Here is a 16,566-nt window from a genome sequence, read left to right as displayed (position 1 = left end):
GATCCAGCCGGTTCCCGGCGTGAAACAGCCGCCGGCGCAAGGCGACGGGCCGCCCCCGGGGGGAGGGGACGGCCCGTCGTCCGTACAGACGGCCTGTCGGCCGGGAGGGTTCAGTCCCGCAGCGCCGCTTCCATCGCCGCCTTGGCGACCGGGGCCGCCAGACCGTTGCCGCTGACCTCCGAGCGGGCCGCGTCGGACTGCTCCACCACGACCGCCACGGCGACCTCCTCGCCCGAGGAGTCCGACTTCGCGTACGAGGTGAACCAGGCGTACGGCGTCTTGCTGTTGTTCTCGCCGTGCTGCGCGGTGCCCGTCTTGCCGCCCACGGTGGCGCCGGAGATCCGCGCGTTCGACCCCGTGCCGTCGTCGACGACCGTCCGCATCGCCGACCGGAGCTGCTCGGCGGTCGAGGAGCTGACGATCCGCTCGGTCCCGGTCCCGTCGTCGTAGTCCCTCAGCACACCGCCATCGCCGTCCGTGATCCGGCTGACCATGTGGGGCGACACCAGCTCGCCGTCGTTGGCCATCACGGCCGACACCATCGCCATCTGCAGCGGGGTCGCGGTCACGTCGAACTGGCCGATACCGGTGAGCGCGGTCTGCGACGGGACCATGTCCGACGGGTACACGCTGGTGTAGGCGCGCACCGGCACGTCCTGCGTCCCGTCGTTGAAGCCGAACTTCTCGGCCGTCGCCCGCACCTTGTCCTGGCCCAGGTCCACGGCCATCTTCGCGAAGACGTTGTTGCAGGAGTACTGGAGCCCGACGCGGATCGAGGCGTTCTCACAGGGCGCGTCCGGGTTCTCGTTGGTGAGGTCCGTGACCGTGCCCGGCAGCGTGTACGGGTCGGGGCTGTCGGTCTTCTCGTCCACCGACGCGTACAGCCCGTCCTCCAGCGCGGCCGCCGCGACGACCAGTTTGAACGTCGAGCCCGGCGGCAGCGGCCGGCGCAGCGCCCGGTTGGTGAGCGGCTTGTCCGGATCCGCGTTGAGCTCCTTCCAGGCCTCGCCCGCGGTGTTGGCGTCGGTCAGCGACGTCGGGTCGTACGACGGGGTCGACACCGCCGCGAGGATCCGGCCGGTCCTCGGGTCGATCGCGACCGCCGCGCCCTTCTTGTCGCCGAGCGCCTCGTACGCCGCCTTCTGCACCGCCGGGTCGACGGTCGTCACCACGGTGCCCGGGTCGGCGCGCCGGCCGGTGACGGTGTCCGTCACCGTCTTCAGCCGGGGATCCGTGCCGTTGAGCAGATCCTGGTAGATGCCCTCCAGCTGCGTCGGCGCGTAGGCCTGCGAGGCATAGCCCGTCACCGCCGCGTACAGCGGGCCGTTCTCGTACGTGCGTTTGTACGCGAGGTCGCCTCCCTTCGTCCGCGCCGAGCCGGTGATCGACTCACCGGCCACGACGATGTTCCCGAGCGGCTCCGCGTACGTCTCGATCGCGTTGCGCCGGTTGTCACTGTCGTCCGCGAGTGCCCGGCCCTCGTGGAACTGCACCCAGGTCGCCCTGATCAGCAGGGAGAACACCAGGAGCAGGGTGAAGACGGAGGCACGCCTGATCGTCTTGTTCATTCCGTTCGGACAGACGAACGGGACGGGCCGGATCGTTCCCTTCCGACCGGTTTCTCATGGGGCGTTCATGAAGCCGGCCCGCGTCCGGCGCTCACGTGCCGGGCCGGTCACGTGCCGCGCAGGAAGCCCGCCTCGTAGGCGGCGATCACGGCCTGGGTACGGTCCCGGGCGCCCGTCTTGGCCAGCACCGACGCCACGTGTGTCTTCACCGTCGCGGCGCCGACCCCCATCCGCCGGGCGATCTCCGCGTTGGTCAGCCCGCCCGCCATGTGCCGCAGCACCTCGCTCTCGCGTCCGGTCAGTCGCGCCACCCACGCGGGAGGCGCGGGGTACGCGCGCGCGTGCTCGGTGGCGAGGGCACGGACGGCCGCCGGGAACAGCAGGGTGTCGCTGCGGGCCACCAGCCGCACCGCCCCGACGAGCGCGTCGGCGTCCGCCCGCTTGAGCAGGAAACCGGCGGCTCCGACACGCAGGGCGTCGTACACGTAGGAGTCGTTCTCGAAGGTGGTGACGACGATGATCCGGGGCGGCTCGTCGAGACCGGCGAGGATCTGCTCGGTGGCGCGGATGCCGTCGATCTCCGGCATCCGCACATCCATCAGCACGACATCGGGCCGCCGCTCCCGCACGACGGACACCGCCTCCGCCCCGGTGGCCGCCTCACCGGCCACCTCCATGTCCGGCTCGGCGGACAGGATGGCCCGCAACGCGGTACGCACCATGCGCTCGTCGTCGGCGATGACGACACGGATGAGGGCGGGGCCGGTCATCTGGGTCCTTTCGGCGTGCGCGTCCGGCGCGGGGCGGGGCGGGGGCTCGGGGCGGTGCTGGGCGGGTCGGGGGTGCTGGGCGGTGCGGGACGGGTACAGGGCGCGCGGGTGTGCCTCCCGGCGGCGGGAGTGGCTCCCGGGCCGCTCGGCGGCGGCCGGCACGCGTGCCGGGGCGGGGTTTTCCGCGGAGGTCCGGCCGCGCCGCCGGGGGCCGGTCGCCCGGTCGGCGGTGGGCGTGCTTGTCGGCGGGCACGCGTGCGCGCCGGAGCGGACCTCTCCGCGCGGGGGCGTCTCCGCCGGGCGTCCGGCTCCCGGTCCTCCGTGAGAGGGCCGGATCACGGTGGCGCCCCGACCGGGAGGCGTACGTGCAGACGCCAGGTGTCCCGCGTCGGGCCCGCGTGGGTCGTGCCGCCCAGGAGGTGGGTGCGGGAACCGATGCCGGGCAGGCCGTGGCCGCCGCCGGGGCGGGTGCCGGACGGGGCGGTGAGGGGGTTCTCCACGGTGATCTCCAGGTGGCCGTCCCGTACCTCGACGCGCAGGGTCACGGTGACCCCCTCGCCGGCGTGTCTGACGGCGTTGGTCAGGCCTTCCTGCACGATCCGGTAGGCCTCGCGGGAGAGCACCGGCGGCAGGGCCTCCAGCGGTGCCCCGATCGTGGCCGTCACCGTCAGCCCGCCCGCCCGGGTGCGGCGCAGCAGGCCGTCCAGGTCGGCGGCGAGCGTGGGCGCCGGGGCCGTACCGGGGGCGTCGCCGTCCCGCAGGACGCCGAGCACCGCGTCGAGTTCGCCCACCGTGCGCCGCGTGGTGTCCTCGATCGCGAAGAGGGCCTCGCGGACGAACTCCGGGTCGCTGTCGAGGACCCGGCGGGCCGCGCTCGCCTGCAGGGTCACCGCGCTCAGCGCGTGCCCCACGGAGTCGTGCAGCTCGCGCGCCAGCCGGTTGCGTACGGCGAGGTCGGCGGCGCGTGCCTCGGCGGCGGCGAGCCGGTCCTCGGGGGTGGGGCCGAGCAGCGCGGGCGCCCAGCGGGCCAGCAGCGCGCCCGCCCCCGCCGCGCAGCCGGCCAGCGTCAGAAGGAACGCCACGCCCGCGACCGGCGCCAGTGCCCACGCCCAGGTGTGGTCGAAGACCTCCCAGGGGCCCAGCCGGGAGTCGCCCGGCCCCGCCACGAGCGGCATCACGATCAGTACGGCCGCGAACGGCGGTACCGCTAGCGACATTCCGGCGACGAGCCCGCCGAACCCCAGGTGCAGCGTGAACCAGAGCGCCGTGCGGCCCTTGGCGGTCCGGCCCCGGGCGGGCCCGTCGGCGAGCCGGTCCGCCCCCACTCCGCACAACCAGCGCACCGCGGCGCTCTCCAGCGGCCGGGTCAGCGGGAACAGGGACGTGACGGCGGCCAGCGGCAGACCGATGCCGAACGAGGCGAGCTGGAGGCCGATCGACGTGAAGACGGCGGTGCCGTCGGACAACGGCCCGACGACGACCGCGCCGACGAAGACGTAGGGCATGGCGAGCGCCCCGCCCAGGATCAGGTGGATCCAGCGCAGCCGCGCCCGCCGGCCGAACAGCAGCCGCGCGAACGCCCTCATGTCACCGGGCGCTTGACGGTCCTCGTGGACCGCGCCACGAGGAAACGGGCGCAGACGCCTGTGACGAGGAGACCGACGATCATCTGGCCAGCGTAGGTCAGCAGCATCAGCCCCGTCGGGCGGTCGGCGGGATCCCCGCCGGACATCAGGGCCGCCATCGCCATCCAGCCGCCCCAGCAGGCCACGGCGGCGGAGCAGACCCCGGCGAGGGCGAGCGGCACCAGCACCGGCAGCGCCGGAGCGCGCCGGAAGGCCAGGAGCGCTCCGCCGGTGACCGCGGCGAGGAGGAAGACGACGTACAGCGACTCCAGGACGTGGAAGTCGCTGCCCCGGTCCGCGGCGGCGCCCGCGCTCAGCCCGGTCGTGCCCCCGCAGGCCCACATGATCCGCGTCGCCAGCGGGAACAGCGCGAGCACGGCCGCCACCACCGCGGTGACCCGCTGCGCCACCCCCGCCGGCGCGGCCGGCAGGTCCCACATCCGGCCGCGCCACAGATGACCCCAGCGGTCCCGGGCGTACAGCGCGAACAGCGTGCCCAGCGCGAGGCCCTGGACGATGAACCCGGTGTAGACGACGGCGAACACCCATGCGCGCAGGAAGGGTTCGTCCTCGCCGCCGGAGCTGCCCGCGGAGCTCCCGCCGAGCGCGCGCACCAGCATCTGGAGCGGATAGCCGGCCATGACCGGCGCCAGCAGTCCCGTAGCGGCCCACATCGGCGCCGCGAGCAGCCACGGGGGCACCCCGCGGCCCCACGGCCGGGTCAGCAGGAACGCGAGCACGATCACCGCGCCGTCCATCAGGATCGTCAGGACGTTGGCGGCGATCATCTCGGCGCGGTGGTCAAGGAGCGGGCTGCCCGCCGGCACGCCGACGTGACTGCCCGCCACCCAGGCCGTCTTGAGGGCGAGGTAGGGCACGCAGGCCACGACGGCGACGGCGCGCAGCAGCCCGCGGGAGCGGGGGAGCGCGGGAACGCCGGCGGGGACGGCGGAGGAGAGTGTCTGCGGCATGCCCTCAGACTCCCGTCCGGCCGCCCGCCCGCACCTCCTGCACGCCGACGATCCGCCTCCGCCGCGCGGGGGAGCGCCGGGTCATCCGTCCAGCGTGAGCACCAGCTCGTCGATCTCCGCACCCCGCGCGGGCGCGTACGCCGCGGTCCGCGCGGAAACTTCGAAGCCGCACCGCTCCAGCACCCGCCGCGATCCCGCGTTGTCCGCGGCCACGCGCGCGTACAGCGGGCGTTCGCCCACCTCCGCCAGCAGCCCGCGCAGCGCGGTGGTGGCGATGCCCTTGCCCCAGTGGGCGCGGTCCACCCAGTACGTCACCTCGCGTTCGCCCGGCTCCCCGTAGACCGCCGCGTGCCCCACCACGTCGCCGTCGCCCAGGACCGTGCGCACCACGATCCCCGGCGAGCTGCGGATGTGCGCCCAGTGGGCGTCGAAGCCGTCCTGGTCGGCCGGGTCCTGGGGGGTGAAGGCCGCCATGCGCAGCGCCTCCGGGTCGTTCAGCTGCCGGTAGAAGACCGGCAGATCGCTGTCGTGCACCGGCCGCAGGGCGATGTCCACGGGTCAGAGCCTCCGGGTGGCCAGGGTCAGCCGGTCGCGGGCGTCGAACAGGGCGTCCTTGACCATCTGCTCGTGCGCGGGCGTGAGCCGCGCCACCGGCACCGAGCAGCTGATCGCGTCCCGCGCGGGGGTGCGGTACGGGATCGCCACACCGAAGCAGCGCAGCCCCAGCGTGTTCTCCTCGCGGTCCACGGCGAAGCCCTGCTCCCGCACCAGGTGCAGCTCCTCGATGAGCTTCTCCCGGTCCGTGATGGTGTGCTCGGTCAGCGCGGGCAGCGTCTCCGGGAGCATCTTGCGCACCTGCTCGTCCGGGTACGTGCTCAGCAGCGCCTTGCCCAGCGACGTCGAGTGCGCGGGCAGCCGGCGGCCGACCCGGGTGAACGGGCGCAGGTAGTGCTGCGACTGGCGGGTGGCGAGATAGACCACGTTGGTGCCGTCGAGCCGGGCGAGGTGGATGGTCTCCGTGGTGTCGTCGGAGAGCCGGTCCAGTGTGGGGCGGGCCGCCGCGACGACCTCGTCGCCGTCGATGTACGACGTGCCCACGAGCAGCGCCCGCACGCCGATGCCGTACCGCGTGCCCGTCGCGTCCGTCTCCACCCAGCCGAGGTCCACGAGGGTGCGCAGCAGCATGTAGAGGCTCGACTTGGGGTAGCCGACGGCCTCCTGGACCGCCGCCAGGGAGTGCATACCGGGGCGCCCGGCGAAGTATTCGAGCAGTTCAACGGTCCGTACCGCGGACTTGACCTGTGCCCCGCCGCCCGTCTCGCCAGCCGACATCGCCCTTGACCCCTTCGTTCGCCTGGAAATAGTCTCCGAAGCACATTCACCCACAGAGACAGTGTTCAGCATATCGAACATCCCTGCTGGGTGGCGTACATACTGCGGCATTGCATACGGCAATCAAGTGGAGGGACCCGCGGTGGCAGCAGCACCAGTCTGGAGTGTCGACCCCCGAACCGGGAAGCAGCGTGAACAGGTTGCGGTGGAGGCCACAGCCCAGGAGGTCGACGCCGCCGTCCGCGCCGCGCACGACGCGCGCGGCGCGCTGACGGACCGTACCGTCCGCGCGGCCTTCCTGCGCACGGCCGCCGACGAGCTCGAGGCGGCCAGGGACCAGCTCGTCGAGGCCGCCGACGCGGAGACCGCGCTCGGTCCGGTCCGGCTCACCGGCGAACTCGCCCGCACCTGCTACCAGCTGCGGGCCTTCGCCGGCATCGTCGAGGAGGGCGCCTTCCTCGACGTCGTCGTCAACCACCCCGACGACACCGCGACCCCGCCCGTCCCGGACCTGCGCCGCTACAAGATCCCGCTGGGCGTCGTCGCCGTCTACTCGGCGTCCAACTTCCCCTTCGCCTTCTCCGTGGCCGGCGGCGACACCGCGAGCGCGCTCGCGGCCGGCTGCCCGGTCGTCGTCAAGGCCCACCCCGACCACCCCGGTCTGTCCGAGCTGGTCGCCAAGGTGCTGCGCCGGGCCGCCGCCCGGCACGACCTTCCCGGGGGCGTACTCGGTCTGGTGCACGGTTTCGAGGCCGGTATCGAGCTCATCAAGCACCCGCTGGTGTCGGCGGCCGGTTTCACCGGGTCCATCCGCGGGGGCCGCGCCCTCTTCGACGCGGCCGCCGCCCGGCCCGTCCCGATCCCCTTCCACGGTGAGCTGGGCTCCCTGAACCCGGTCGTGGTCACCGAGGCCGCCGCCGCCGAGCGCGGCGAGGCGATCGGCACCGGGCTCGCCGGTTCGATGACGCTGGGCGTCGGCCAGTTCTGCGTGAAGCCGGGCCTCGTCCTCGCGCCGGCCGGCGCGGCCGGTGACGCGCTGGTCAAGTCGCTGACGGACGCCGTCAGCGACACCGACGCCGGTGTCCTGCTCGACCACCGCATGCGCGACAACTTCGTCGCCGGGGTCGCCGAGCGCGGCCGGCTGCCCGACGTGGAGTCCCCGGTGACCCCGGGCGCGGGCGGCGAGCACACGGTCAGCGCGGGCTTCCTCACCGTCCCGGCGAGCCGGCTGGCCCAGGAGGGCGAGCACGACCTGCTGCTGGAGGAGTGCTTCGGGCCGGTCACCGTCGTGGCCCGCTACGAGGACGACAGCGAGGTGCGGGGCGTGCTGTCGCGGCTGCCGGGCAACCTCACGGCGACCGTGCAGCTGTCCGCCGGGGAGGCGGCGGGGGAGGGCCGCGGGGCGGAACTGGTGCAGGAGCTGACGCCGCTGGCCGGGCGGGTCCTGGTCAACGGCTGGCCGACGGGCGTCGCGGTCGCCCCGGCCCAGCACCATGGCGGCCCGTACCCGGCGACGACCTCCACGTCCACGTCGGTGGGCGGCACGGCCATCGAGCGGTGGCTGCGGCCGGTCGTCTACCAGGGGACGCCCGAGGCCCTGCTGCCCGCGGAGCTGAAGGACGACAACCCGCTGGGGCTGCCCCGGAGGTTCAACGGCCGGCTGGAGCGCTGAGGCTCACCCCGCGCTCGGCTCCAGGCCCGCGTCGCGGGCCAGGAGCGCCGCCTGCACCCTGTTGTCGCAGTCGAGCTTGGTCAGGATGCGGCTGACGTACGTCTTCACGGTGGCCTCGCTCATGTGCAGGCGGGCGCCGGCGTCCGCGTTGGACAGGCCCTCGCCGAGCAGGGCCAGTACCTCGCGTTCGCGTGCCGTCAGCCCGGCCAGGCGGCGACGCGCCTCCTCGCCGCGCACGGTGGCGGCGGGGGAGGCGAGGGTGTCCACCACGTGCCGGGTGGCGGCCGGGGACAGATAGGCGTTGCCGGCCGCCGCCGCGCGGACCGCGTGGATCAACTCCTGCGGCGCGGAGTCCTTCAGCAGGAAGCCCGCACTGCCGTGGCCGAGCGCCCGCAGGACGTTGTCGCGTTCCCCGAACGTCGTCAGGATCAGCACGCGTACCCGCGGCGCGGCGCGGCCCATCTCGGCCAGCGCGGTCAGCCCGTCCATCACGGGCATCTGGATGTCCAGCAGGGCCACGTCGACCGCGGTGCCGCGGGCGGTCTCCACCGCCTCCCGGCCGTCCCGCGCCTCGGCGACGACATCGATGTCGTCGGCCGAGGTGAGGATCATCCTGATGCCGGCCCTGATGAGCGGCTCGTCGTCGGCGACGAGGACCCGGATCACGCGGCCTCCTGCACGGTGTCGGTGTGACAAGCGGATGGCGAAGCCCGCCCATCATGCCCGATCCGGTCGCGGGTGCGGCCACGGACCGTCGGTCATATCTCGTGCTTGTAGGACTCCTTGGAGGACAGCTTCCCGTCGCGGAAGCAGAACCGGTAGACGATGTCCTCCTCGTCGTCCACGAAGTGTTCGCAGGTGGCGTCCTCGGGCAGCGGCGGACCGTCCTTCTCCACGCCGTCGGTGAGCAGCGAGTCACCTTCCGGGAACTCCTTCCGGATGTCCGCCTCGGCGTCGCCGACCTCGGCCGACTCGTACACGCTCGCCGGGATGACGCCGTTCTCCACCTCGTCCATCAGTTTCGACACCCCCCACACCAGGAGGGCTCCGACGCCCACGACGAGGACCACGGCGGTGAGGACACACCCGAGGGCGACGTTCTTCTTGCTGCTCATGATGGCGGCGAACTCCTTCTGCGGATCAGCGCGTTCGATGACGCCGTCACCGTCGCCCGCGGAGCCCTCGCCGATCTGCCCCCGGAAGTCGTCGCCCGCAGCGACGGAAGTCGCGCCGTCCGGGCGGGACCGCCGCTCGCCGTCGCCGTAGGGCAGCACACCGGCGAGGCGGAAACCACCGTCGGGGGTGGGGCCGGTGTGCACCATGCCGCCGACCAGCCGGGCCCGCTCCTGCAGGCCCGTCAGACCCTGGCCGCCGCTGATCGCGGGCGGTCCGGCCGGTGCCCCGGCCGGTACCGGTCCGTTGGCCACCTCGACCACCAGACTGTCCGGTTCGTAGCGCAGCGCCACGGTGATCGGGGCGCCCGGCGCGTGCTTGTGCGCGTTGGTCAGGCCCTCCTGGGCGATGCGGTACACCGCGTGGTCGGCGGCGGGCGCGAGGGGCCGTTCGGTGCCGGAGCGGTGCAGCTCCACCCTCACGCCCGCGGCCCGCGACGACGCGACCAGCTTGTCGACGGAGGCCGCCACACGGGCCGTCGAAGGCTCGGCGTCTTCCTCGGGGCCCGGCACGGGCGCTTCCACGCCGTCCCGCAGGATGCCCACGGCCTCGCGCAGCTCCCGCATCGCCGACCTGGATGCCTCCCGGAGGATGCCCACCCCCTCCCGCTGGCGGTCGCCCAGGTCCGGGTCCACCTCCAGCGCCCCGGTGTGCACGGCGATCAGGGCGAGCTGGTGGCCGAGGCTGTCGTGCATGTCCTGGGCGATGCGCTGCCGTTCCAGCAGCCGGGCCTGGTGCGCCACCATCGCCTGTTCGCGCACCAGTTGGGCGTTGTGCCGCCGCAAGGCGTCGAGCAGGGCGTGACGCTGGGCGCGGTACCGGGAGGCGAGCCCCGGCACGACCGCCAGCACCAGGAACGGGCTCCCGCTCAGCACGGCCGTCACCAGCAGCGACATCCCGAGCTCGTCGTCGGCCGCGGTGAGGACGAAGTAGAGCGCGAGCCCGGCCGCGTACGCGGCCAGCGCGTGCGCCGGGCGCTTGATGCGGCTGCCCGCCGACCAGCTCGCGTAGATCAGCAGCGGGAACGTGCCGACGACCGCCCCGGCCAGGGCCGACGAGACCATCAGCACCGTCGCCGGCAGGGCGCGACGGGCCAGGGACAGCACGGCGACGACCAGGGCCAGGGCACCGCCCTTCGCCCCGGCCCCGGTCTCCGTCGTGTAGAGGAGACCCGCGGTCCCGGAGAGCACCAGGGTGAGTACGACCTCCCCGACGATCCGCTTGCGGGGCCAGGGGGAGGCGGCGGCGAGCCGGGAACGGAGCGGCAGGCCGGCGCGGGGTGTCTCTGGTACGTCCACGCGCAGACGATAGAGGGCCGCCCCCGGACGCCCGCATCCCCCCTTCGGCGCGGTCCCGAACGACGAAAGTCGACTCCCGGCCGCCAAGGGCCCTGTCATCTTTGGTCGTTGCGGGTGGCGACTTACGGAGACTGCTCCGGGCCGGGGCACGCGGTGACGATGGTTCTGCCGGACACGCACACAAGCGGCGGCGCGGGGACCAACGGCTCGGGGAGCGGAACAGTGGACGGTGCGGGACAGTGGACGAGCGGACGTTTCACCATTCGGCAGGAGGCCGCCCTCACGGCCGACCGGTACACCGTGAGCGAGTTGCTGCCCGACGGTTCCGACGGCGGGGTCCTCGCCTTCGCCGAGCTGAAGCGGCTCTCGCTCAAGGAGGAGATGACCTTCTACACCGACGAGTCCAGGACGCGGGTCTCCTTCACCGTCGAGGAACGCAGTCTCCTCGACGTCGGCGACGGCTACGACGTGCGGGACGCGGAAGGCAACCCCATCGGCGCGTTCGAGGAGAAGTTCTTCGCCTCCCTGCTGCGCTCGACGTGGGTGCTGGCCCAGCCGGGCTCACCCGTGGCCGTCGGGCGGGAGCGCAACCGGTTCGTGGCCGTGCTCCGCCGCGTCTGGGACTTCCTGCCGTTGGACCTGGTGCCGTTCGTGTGGCCGTACCACTTCGATTTCGAGACGGACGGCAAGCCGGTGATGAAGGTCGACAAGAAGTTCGGGCTGCGCGACAGCTATGTGGTCGACATGGCCGCGCCCGGTCTCGACCCGCGCCTCGTCATCGCCCAGGCCGTGGCCCTGGACACGTTCCAGGGCCGCTGACCGGGACCCCGGGCCCTCGGCGCCGGGCCCCGCCTGGAAGAATCCCGGCATGGACCTGGACATCCCCGAACTGCCCTTCTCCCTGCGCACCTACGGCCCCGACGGCCACTGGTCCCACGAGGACGGCGTCCTCACCGGATGGGCCGGACCCCGGCAGGACCGTTTCGTGCCGCCCACCGACGAGGCCCTGGACCCCGCCTCCGACGCGCCGCGTCTGCTGGGCGCGCCCGAGGGCGACTTCCAGCTGATCGCCCGGGTCACCGTCGGGTTCGCCGGCGCCTTCGACGCCGGGGTGCTCTACGTCCACGTCGGTGAGCGGGCGTGGGCCAAGCTCTGTCTGGAGTACTCGCCGGACGTGCCCACCGTCTGCACGGTGGTCACCCGGGGCCACTCCGACGACGTCAACTCCTTCACCGTCGAGGGCAGTTCCGTCTGGCTCCGGGTGAGCCGCACCGGGCGCGCCTTCGCCTTCCACGCCTCCCGGGACGGCGAGCGCTGGACCTTCGTCCGCCTCTTCACCCTCGGCGACGAGAAGGAGTCCGGGGCCGCCCTGGTCGGCTTCATGACCCAGTCGCCGATGGGGGAGGGCTGTGCGGTGACGTACGACCACATCGAGTACCGGCCCCACTGGCCGAGTGATCTGCGGGACGGCAGCTGAGGGAATCCACACGGCTCGTTGAATGTTCACGTAGTCGCCGGAGGGAGTCTCCGTACCCGCACGACCTGGAGTGCCGATCACGATGCGCGTCGAAATCTGGTCCGATATCGCCTGCCCCTGGTGCTATGTCGGAAAGGCTCGTTTCGAGAAGGCGCTGGCCGCCTTCCCGCACCGTGAGCAGGTCGAGGTCGTGCACCGCTCCTTCGAGCTGGACCCGGGCCGCGCCAAGGACGACATCCAGCCGGTGATCTCGATGCTCACCGAGAAGTACGGCATGAGCGAGGCGCAGGCCGAGGCCGGGGAGGACAACCTGGGCGCCCAGGCCGCCGCCGAGGGCCTGCCCTACCGCACCCGGGGCCGCGACCACGGCAGCACCTTCGACATGCACCGCCTGCTGCACTTCGCCCGCGAGCGGGGCCGCCAGGTGGAGCTGCTCGACCTGCTGTACAAGGCGAACTTCGCCGAGGAGCGGTCCGTCTTCGACGACGGCGAACGGCTCGTCGGGCTCGCCGGCGCCGCCGGTCTCGACGCCGGCGCCGTGCGCGAGGTCCTCGCCGACCCGGAGGCGTACGCCGACGAGGTCCGCGCCGACGAGCGCGAGGCCGCGCAGCTCGGCGCGAGCGGTGTGCCGTTCTTCGTACTGGACCGCACGTACGGTGTCTCCGGCGCCCAGCCGGCCGAGGTGTTCACCCGGGCGCTGACGCAGGCCTGGGGCGAGCGCCCGCCGCTTCGGCTGGTCGACGGCGACGCGGAGGTGTGCGGCCCGGACGGATGCGCGGTGCCGCAGCAGTAGAACCGCAGGTCAGCGCTTACACATAAGCCTTCCTTCGCGGTATCGCACAGAATTCGGCAATGGACGGGGAGGTCCCGGGACCGCAGAGTGGTTCCATGGAGACCTTCGAGAACCTCGTCCGAGCCGAGTTCGCCCCGAAGAACACCTACCTGAACACCGCGAGCAGCGCTCTCCTGCCCGCCCGTACCGTGACCGCGCTCCAGGACGCCGCGCGGCTGCGCGCGCAGGGCGGTCCGCTGGACCCGCTGTTCGCCGACGTCGAGGCCTGCCGTGCCGCGTACGCCCGGCTGGCCGGCGTCCCGGCCGAGCGGGTGGCCGCCGGGGCCACGGTGACCCTGCACACCTCGCTGGTCGCGGCCTCGCTGCCGCCGGGCGCCGAAGTCCTCACGGCGGAGGGCGACTTCACCTCCGTACTGAACCCCTTCCACATGCGCGGCGACCTCAAAGTGCGGGCCGTGCCGCTGGAGCGGCTCGCCGACTCCGTCCGGCCCGGCACCTCGCTGGTCGCGGTCAGTGCCGCGCAGTCCGCCGACGGCCGGATCGCCGATCTCGCGGCGCTGCGCGAGGCGGCCCGGGACCACGGGGCGCGCACCTATGTCGACTTCTCCCAGGCGGCCGGCTGGCTGCCGGTGACGGCCGGCGCGTACGACTACAGCGTCTCCATCACCTACAAGTGGCTGCTCGGCCTGCACGGGGTGGCCTTCCTCGTCGTACCGGAGGACTTCGGGGAGCTGACGCCGGTGCAGGCCGGATGGGTCGCGGGGGAGAACCCCTGGGACAGCTGCTACGGCCCCGTCGCCGAACTCGCCCACTCCGCGCGGCGGTTCGACTCCAGTCCCGCCCTGTTCGACTACGCGGGACTGCGTGCCTCCCTCGAACTCGTCGAGGAGCTCGGCGTGGACACCGTCCGCGCCCACGACCTGGCCCTCGCCGACCGCTTCCGCGCGGGACTCGCCACCCTGGGCCGCACGCCCGTGCCCTCGCCGGGCTCACCGATCGTGTCCGTGCCGGGACTCGGGGGCCTTCAACCGGAGTTGGCCCGGGCGGGCATCGCGGTGTCCGCCCGCGCGGGCAATCTGCGGGCGTCCTTCCATCTCTACAACACGGCCGCCGACGTGGACCGGCTGCTGGACGCGCTGTCCGGCTGACCACGGGCACACGGCAGCGGGCCGGTGCCTCCCTGTCCCACACGAGGAGGCCCGGCCCGCAGTCCTGTGGTGCGCCCAGCACACCGTCGTCGCGCCTACTTCACGGGAGTGAAGTCCCGCGCCCCGACGAACTCGGGCCGCCGGATCGGTGCCGCGAACGGCTCGACCGCCGTGTTCTCCACGCTGTTGAACACGATGAACACGTTGCTGCGCGGGAACGGCGTGATGTTGTCCCCGGAGCCGTGCATGGCGTTGCAGTCGAACCAGGTCGCCGAGCCTGCCTTGCCGGTGAACAGCTTGATGCCGTGCTCCGAGGCCATCTTCGTCAGCGCCTCGTCGGACGGCGTCCCCGCGTCCTGCATCTGCAGGGACTTCTTGTAGTTGTCCTTCGGCGTGGCCCCCGCGCACCCGAGGAACGTCTTGTGCGACCCCGGCATGATCATGAGACCGCCGTTGGTGTCGTAGTTCTCGGTGAGCGCGATCGAGACCGAGATGGTGCGCATGTTCGGCAGGCCGTCCTCGGCGTGCCAGGTCTCGAAGTCCGAGTGCCAGTAGAAACCGCTGGCGCCGAAGCCGGGCTTGACGTTGATCCGCGACTGGTGGACGTAGACGTCCGAGCCGAGGATCTGCCGGGCCCGCCCGACCACGCGCTCGTCGCGCACCAGCTTCGCGAAGACCTCGCTGATCCTGTGCACCTCGAAGACGGACCGGATCTCCTTGGACTGCGGCTCGACGATCGAGCGCTCGTCCGCGCGGATGGCCGGGTCGGTGATGAGCCGCTCCAGTTCGCGCTGGTAGACACCGACCTCGTCCGGCCCGATGAGCTGGTCGACGGCGAGGAAGCCGTCGCGGTCCAGAGCCTGCAGGTCACCGGCGGAGACGGGACCGGGCGTGTCCGGGGAGCCCCAGACGACCGGGTCCTGCCGGGGAGTCGCCACCTCGGTGGCGCCGCGGGTGGGATAGAGATCGGTGACGTTCGTGATCGTGGTCACGGGGACTCACACCTCCTCGGTGAGCAGCGGGTAGACGCCGTTCTCGTCGTGGTCCTCCCGTCCGGTGACGGGCGGGTTGAAGACGCAGATGCAGTGGAAGTCCTCCTTGACCTTGAGCGTGTGCCGCTCGTGGCCGTTCAGGAGGTACATCGTGCCCGGCGTGATGTGGTACGTCTTCCCCGTCTCGCGGTCGGTCAGTTCGGCGTCGCCCTTGGTGCAGACGACGGCCTCGATGTGGTTCGCGTACCACATCGACGTCTCCGTACCCGCGTACAGAATCGTCTCGTGCACGGAGAAGCCGACCTTCTCCTTGGCGAGGACGATGCGCTTGCTCTCCCAGGTGCCGGACGCCGATTTCACGTGCCGGTCGGTGCCTTCGAGCTCCTTGAACGAACGGACGATCACGGTGTTGCGATGCCTCCTCGGCTCGGTGGGGTGTTTCAGGCGGTTTCCCGGACGGCGCGGGCGAGGGTGGTGAGACCCTCGTCCAGCTCGTCCGGGGTGATGGTCAGTGCGGGGAGCAGCTTGACGACCTCGCTCTCGGGGCCGGACGTCTCGATGAGCAGTCCGAGCTCGAAGGCGCGCTTGGCGATGCGGCCCGCGCGCTCCTTGTCGTGGAACTCCATGCCCCACACCAGGCCGCGGCCGCGGTACTCCTTGACGTCGGCGAGGTTCTCCTCGGTGATGGCGATCAGCGCCTGCTCGACCTGCTCGCCGCGCGAGCGGGTCTGCTTCTCCATCGCGGAACCGTCGGCCCAGTACGCCTCCAGGGCCGCGGTGGCCGTGACGAAGGCGGGGTTGTTGCCGCGGAAGGTGCCGTTGTGCTCGCCCGGCTCCCAGACGTCCAGTTCGGGCTTGAACAGGGTCAGCGCCATGGGCAGTCCGTAGCCGCTGATCGACTTGGAGACGGTGACGATGTCGGGCGTGATGCCGGCCTCCTCGAAGGAGAAGAAGGCGCCGGTACGGCCGCAGCCCATCTGGATGTCGTCGACGATCAGCAGCATGTCCTGGCGTTCGCACAGCTCGGCCAGGGCGCGCAGCCACTCGGGCCGGGCGACGTTGATGCCGCCCTCGCCCTGCACGGTCTCGACGATCACGGCGGCGGGCTTGTTGAGGCCGGAGCCCTGGTCCTCCAGGAGCCGCTCGAACCACAGGAAGTCCGGGACCTGGCCGTCGAAGTAGTTGTCGAACGGCATCGGCGTGCCGTGCACCAGCGGGATGCCGGCGCCGGCCCGCTTGAAGGCGTTGCCGGTCACGGCGAGCGAGCCCAGGGACATGCCGTGGAAGGCGTTGGTGAACGACACGATGGCCTCGCGCCCCTTCACCTTCCGCGCCAGCTTCAGCGCGGACTCCACGGCGTTGGTGCCCGTCGGGCCCGGGAACATGACCTTGTACGGCAGGTCGCGCGGGCGCAGGATCCAGTTCTGGAAGGACTCCAGGAACGCGCGTTTGGCCGTCGTCGACATGTCGAGGCCGTGCGTGACGCCGTCCCGCTCCAGGTAGTCGATCAACGCCCGTTTCAGCACGGGGTTGTTGTGCCCGTAGTTGAGTGAGCCGGCTCCGGCGAAGAAGTCGAGGTACTCGTGGCCGTCCTCGTCGTACATGCGGCTGCCGTGCGCACGGTCGAAGACGGCGGGCCAGCCGCGGCAGTAGCTGCGTACCTCGGACTCGAGGGTCTCGAAGACGCTGAGGTCGGGCTGGGTGATGGTCACGACGAATCGCTCCTCGGTGGCGTGGGAGGTCAGAG

The 16,566-nt window shown here is 72.3% G+C and carries 16 protein-coding genes; 5 read left to right on the top strand and 11 right to left on the bottom strand.

Annotated elements, in window-relative coordinates; all coding sequences use genetic code 11:
- Nucleotides 1–110: 110 nt before the first annotated feature.
- The 6 genes from ACH4VX_RS07495 to ACH4VX_RS07470 all read right to left on the bottom strand — a co-directional run bounded on the left by ACH4VX_RS07495 (nucleotide 111) and on the right by ACH4VX_RS07470 (nucleotide 6,266).
- On the bottom strand, nucleotides 111–1,568 hold the full coding sequence (locus ACH4VX_RS07495) for a peptidoglycan D,D-transpeptidase FtsI family protein (protein ID WP_398366409.1): 1,458 nt from the start codon (nucleotides 1,566–1,568) through the stop codon (nucleotides 111–113).
- A 107-nt stretch (nucleotides 1,569–1,675) separates the two neighbouring features.
- Nucleotides 1,676–2,338, bottom strand: coding sequence for a response regulator (locus ACH4VX_RS07490; RefSeq protein ID WP_398366408.1), 663 nt, complete (start codon nucleotides 2,336–2,338; stop codon nucleotides 1,676–1,678).
- A 335-nt stretch (nucleotides 2,339–2,673) separates the two neighbouring features.
- Nucleotides 2,674–3,924 (bottom strand): sensor histidine kinase, encoded by a 1,251-nt coding sequence (locus tag ACH4VX_RS07485; RefSeq protein WP_398366407.1) that lies wholly within the window; start codon nucleotides 3,922–3,924, stop codon nucleotides 2,674–2,676.
- Complete coding sequence (locus ACH4VX_RS07480) at nucleotides 3,921–4,934, bottom strand: hypothetical protein (RefSeq protein WP_398366406.1); 1,014 nt, start codon at nucleotides 4,932–4,934, stop codon at nucleotides 3,921–3,923. Before ACH4VX_RS07480 ends, ACH4VX_RS07485 begins: the two co-directional genes overlap by 4 nt.
- 81 nt (nucleotides 4,935–5,015) lie before the next feature.
- Entirely contained in the window at nucleotides 5,016–5,489 is a 474-nt protein-coding gene (locus tag ACH4VX_RS07475) for a GNAT family N-acetyltransferase (RefSeq protein ID WP_398366405.1), read from the bottom strand.
- Nucleotides 5,490–5,492: 3 nt separating this feature from the next.
- The gene (locus ACH4VX_RS07470) at nucleotides 5,493–6,266 is read right to left on the bottom strand and encodes an IclR family transcriptional regulator (protein ID WP_030224445.1); all 774 of its coding nucleotides are present in this window, start codon (nucleotides 6,264–6,266) and stop codon (nucleotides 5,493–5,495) included.
- 142 nt (nucleotides 6,267–6,408) lie between these two features.
- On the opposite strand from ACH4VX_RS07470, the gene ACH4VX_RS07465 reads away from it, so the two are divergent.
- A complete protein-coding gene (locus ACH4VX_RS07465; protein ID WP_398366404.1) occupies nucleotides 6,409–7,938 on the top strand; it encodes an aldehyde dehydrogenase (NADP(+)) in 1,530 nt (509 codons plus the stop codon).
- 3 nt (nucleotides 7,939–7,941) lie between these two features.
- On the opposite strand, the gene ACH4VX_RS07460 is transcribed toward ACH4VX_RS07465, so the two are convergent.
- Both ACH4VX_RS07460 and ACH4VX_RS07455 read right to left on the bottom strand, forming a co-directional pair.
- Nucleotides 7,942–8,604, bottom strand: a complete 663-nt coding sequence (locus tag ACH4VX_RS07460) for a response regulator (RefSeq protein WP_398366403.1) — start codon at nucleotides 8,602–8,604, stop codon at nucleotides 7,942–7,944.
- A 92-nt stretch (nucleotides 8,605–8,696) separates the two neighbouring features.
- Nucleotides 8,697–10,409 carry a sensor histidine kinase gene (locus ACH4VX_RS07455; protein WP_398366402.1) on the bottom strand — a complete coding sequence of 571 codons (1,713 nt, stop codon included), beginning with the start codon at nucleotides 10,407–10,409 and terminating at the stop codon, nucleotides 8,697–8,699.
- 222 nt (nucleotides 10,410–10,631) lie between these two features.
- Between ACH4VX_RS07455 and ACH4VX_RS07450 the strand changes: the two genes are divergently transcribed.
- The 4 genes from ACH4VX_RS07450 (at nucleotide 10,632) to ACH4VX_RS07435 (ending at nucleotide 13,827) form a co-directional block, all read left to right on the top strand.
- A complete protein-coding gene (locus ACH4VX_RS07450; protein WP_398366401.1) occupies nucleotides 10,632–11,228 on the top strand; it encodes a hypothetical protein in 597 nt (198 codons plus the stop codon).
- 49 nt (nucleotides 11,229–11,277) lie between these two features.
- A complete protein-coding gene (locus tag ACH4VX_RS07445; RefSeq protein WP_398366400.1) occupies nucleotides 11,278–11,886 on the top strand; it encodes a DUF1349 domain-containing protein in 609 nt (202 codons plus the stop codon).
- A gap of 82 nt (nucleotides 11,887–11,968) precedes the next feature.
- A complete protein-coding gene (locus ACH4VX_RS07440) occupies nucleotides 11,969–12,679 on the top strand; it encodes a DsbA family oxidoreductase (RefSeq protein WP_398366399.1) in 711 nt (236 codons plus the stop codon).
- A 95-nt stretch (nucleotides 12,680–12,774) separates the two neighbouring features.
- Nucleotides 12,775–13,827 carry an aminotransferase class V-fold PLP-dependent enzyme gene (locus ACH4VX_RS07435; protein WP_398366398.1) on the top strand — a complete coding sequence of 351 codons (1,053 nt, stop codon included), beginning with the start codon at nucleotides 12,775–12,777 and terminating at the stop codon, nucleotides 13,825–13,827.
- Nucleotides 13,828–13,922: 95 nt separating this feature from the next.
- On the opposite strand, the gene thpD is transcribed toward ACH4VX_RS07435, so the two are convergent.
- The 3 genes from thpD to ectB are packed head-to-tail and all read right to left on the bottom strand — an operon-like array spanning nucleotide 13,923 to nucleotide 16,531.
- Nucleotides 13,923–14,819: an ectoine hydroxylase gene (gene thpD / locus ACH4VX_RS07430; RefSeq protein WP_398366397.1), complete on the bottom strand. Its 897-nt coding sequence runs from the start codon at nucleotides 14,817–14,819 to the stop codon at nucleotides 13,923–13,925.
- A gap of 6 nt (nucleotides 14,820–14,825) precedes the next feature.
- Nucleotides 14,826–15,224, bottom strand: a complete 399-nt coding sequence (locus ACH4VX_RS07425) for an ectoine synthase (protein ID WP_385468713.1) — start codon at nucleotides 15,222–15,224, stop codon at nucleotides 14,826–14,828.
- Nucleotides 15,225–15,259: 35 nt separating this feature from the next.
- Nucleotides 15,260–16,531, bottom strand: a complete 1,272-nt coding sequence (gene ectB, locus ACH4VX_RS07420) for a diaminobutyrate--2-oxoglutarate transaminase (protein ID WP_398366396.1) — start codon at nucleotides 16,529–16,531, stop codon at nucleotides 15,260–15,262.
- Between the last annotated feature and the right edge of the window lie 35 nt (nucleotides 16,532–16,566).

Source organism: Streptomyces sp. NPDC020731 (genome assembly GCF_044334705.1).
Lineage (GTDB): Bacteria > Actinomycetota > Actinomycetes > Streptomycetales > Streptomycetaceae > Streptomyces.
Note: the sequence above shows the minus strand (reverse complement) of the source record. Positions and strands in the feature narration are given on the sequence as shown.

Excerpts from the sequence above, each read along its gene's own strand:
- ACH4VX_RS07495 (WP_398366409.1), bottom strand. The coding sequence starts at position 1,568 with ATGAACAAGACGATCAGGCGTGCCTCCGTCTTCACCCTGCTCCTGGTG.
- ACH4VX_RS07490 (WP_398366408.1), bottom strand. The coding sequence starts at position 2,338 with ATGACCGGCCCCGCCCTCATCCGTGTCGTCATCGCCGACGACGAGCGC.
- ACH4VX_RS07485 (WP_398366407.1), bottom strand. The coding sequence starts at position 3,924 with ATGAGGGCGTTCGCGCGGCTGCTGTTCGGCCGGCGGGCGCGGCTGCGC.
- ACH4VX_RS07480 (WP_398366406.1), bottom strand. The coding sequence starts at position 4,934 with ATGCCGCAGACACTCTCCTCCGCCGTCCCCGCCGGCGTTCCCGCGCTC.
- ACH4VX_RS07470 (WP_030224445.1), bottom strand. The coding sequence starts at position 6,266 with ATGTCGGCTGGCGAGACGGGCGGCGGGGCACAGGTCAAGTCCGCGGTA.
- ACH4VX_RS07445 (WP_398366400.1), top strand. The coding sequence starts at position 11,278 with ATGGACCTGGACATCCCCGAACTGCCCTTCTCCCTGCGCACCTACGGC.
- ACH4VX_RS07440 (WP_398366399.1), top strand. The coding sequence starts at position 11,969 with ATGCGCGTCGAAATCTGGTCCGATATCGCCTGCCCCTGGTGCTATGTC.
- ACH4VX_RS07435 (WP_398366398.1), top strand. The coding sequence starts at position 12,775 with ATGGAGACCTTCGAGAACCTCGTCCGAGCCGAGTTCGCCCCGAAGAAC.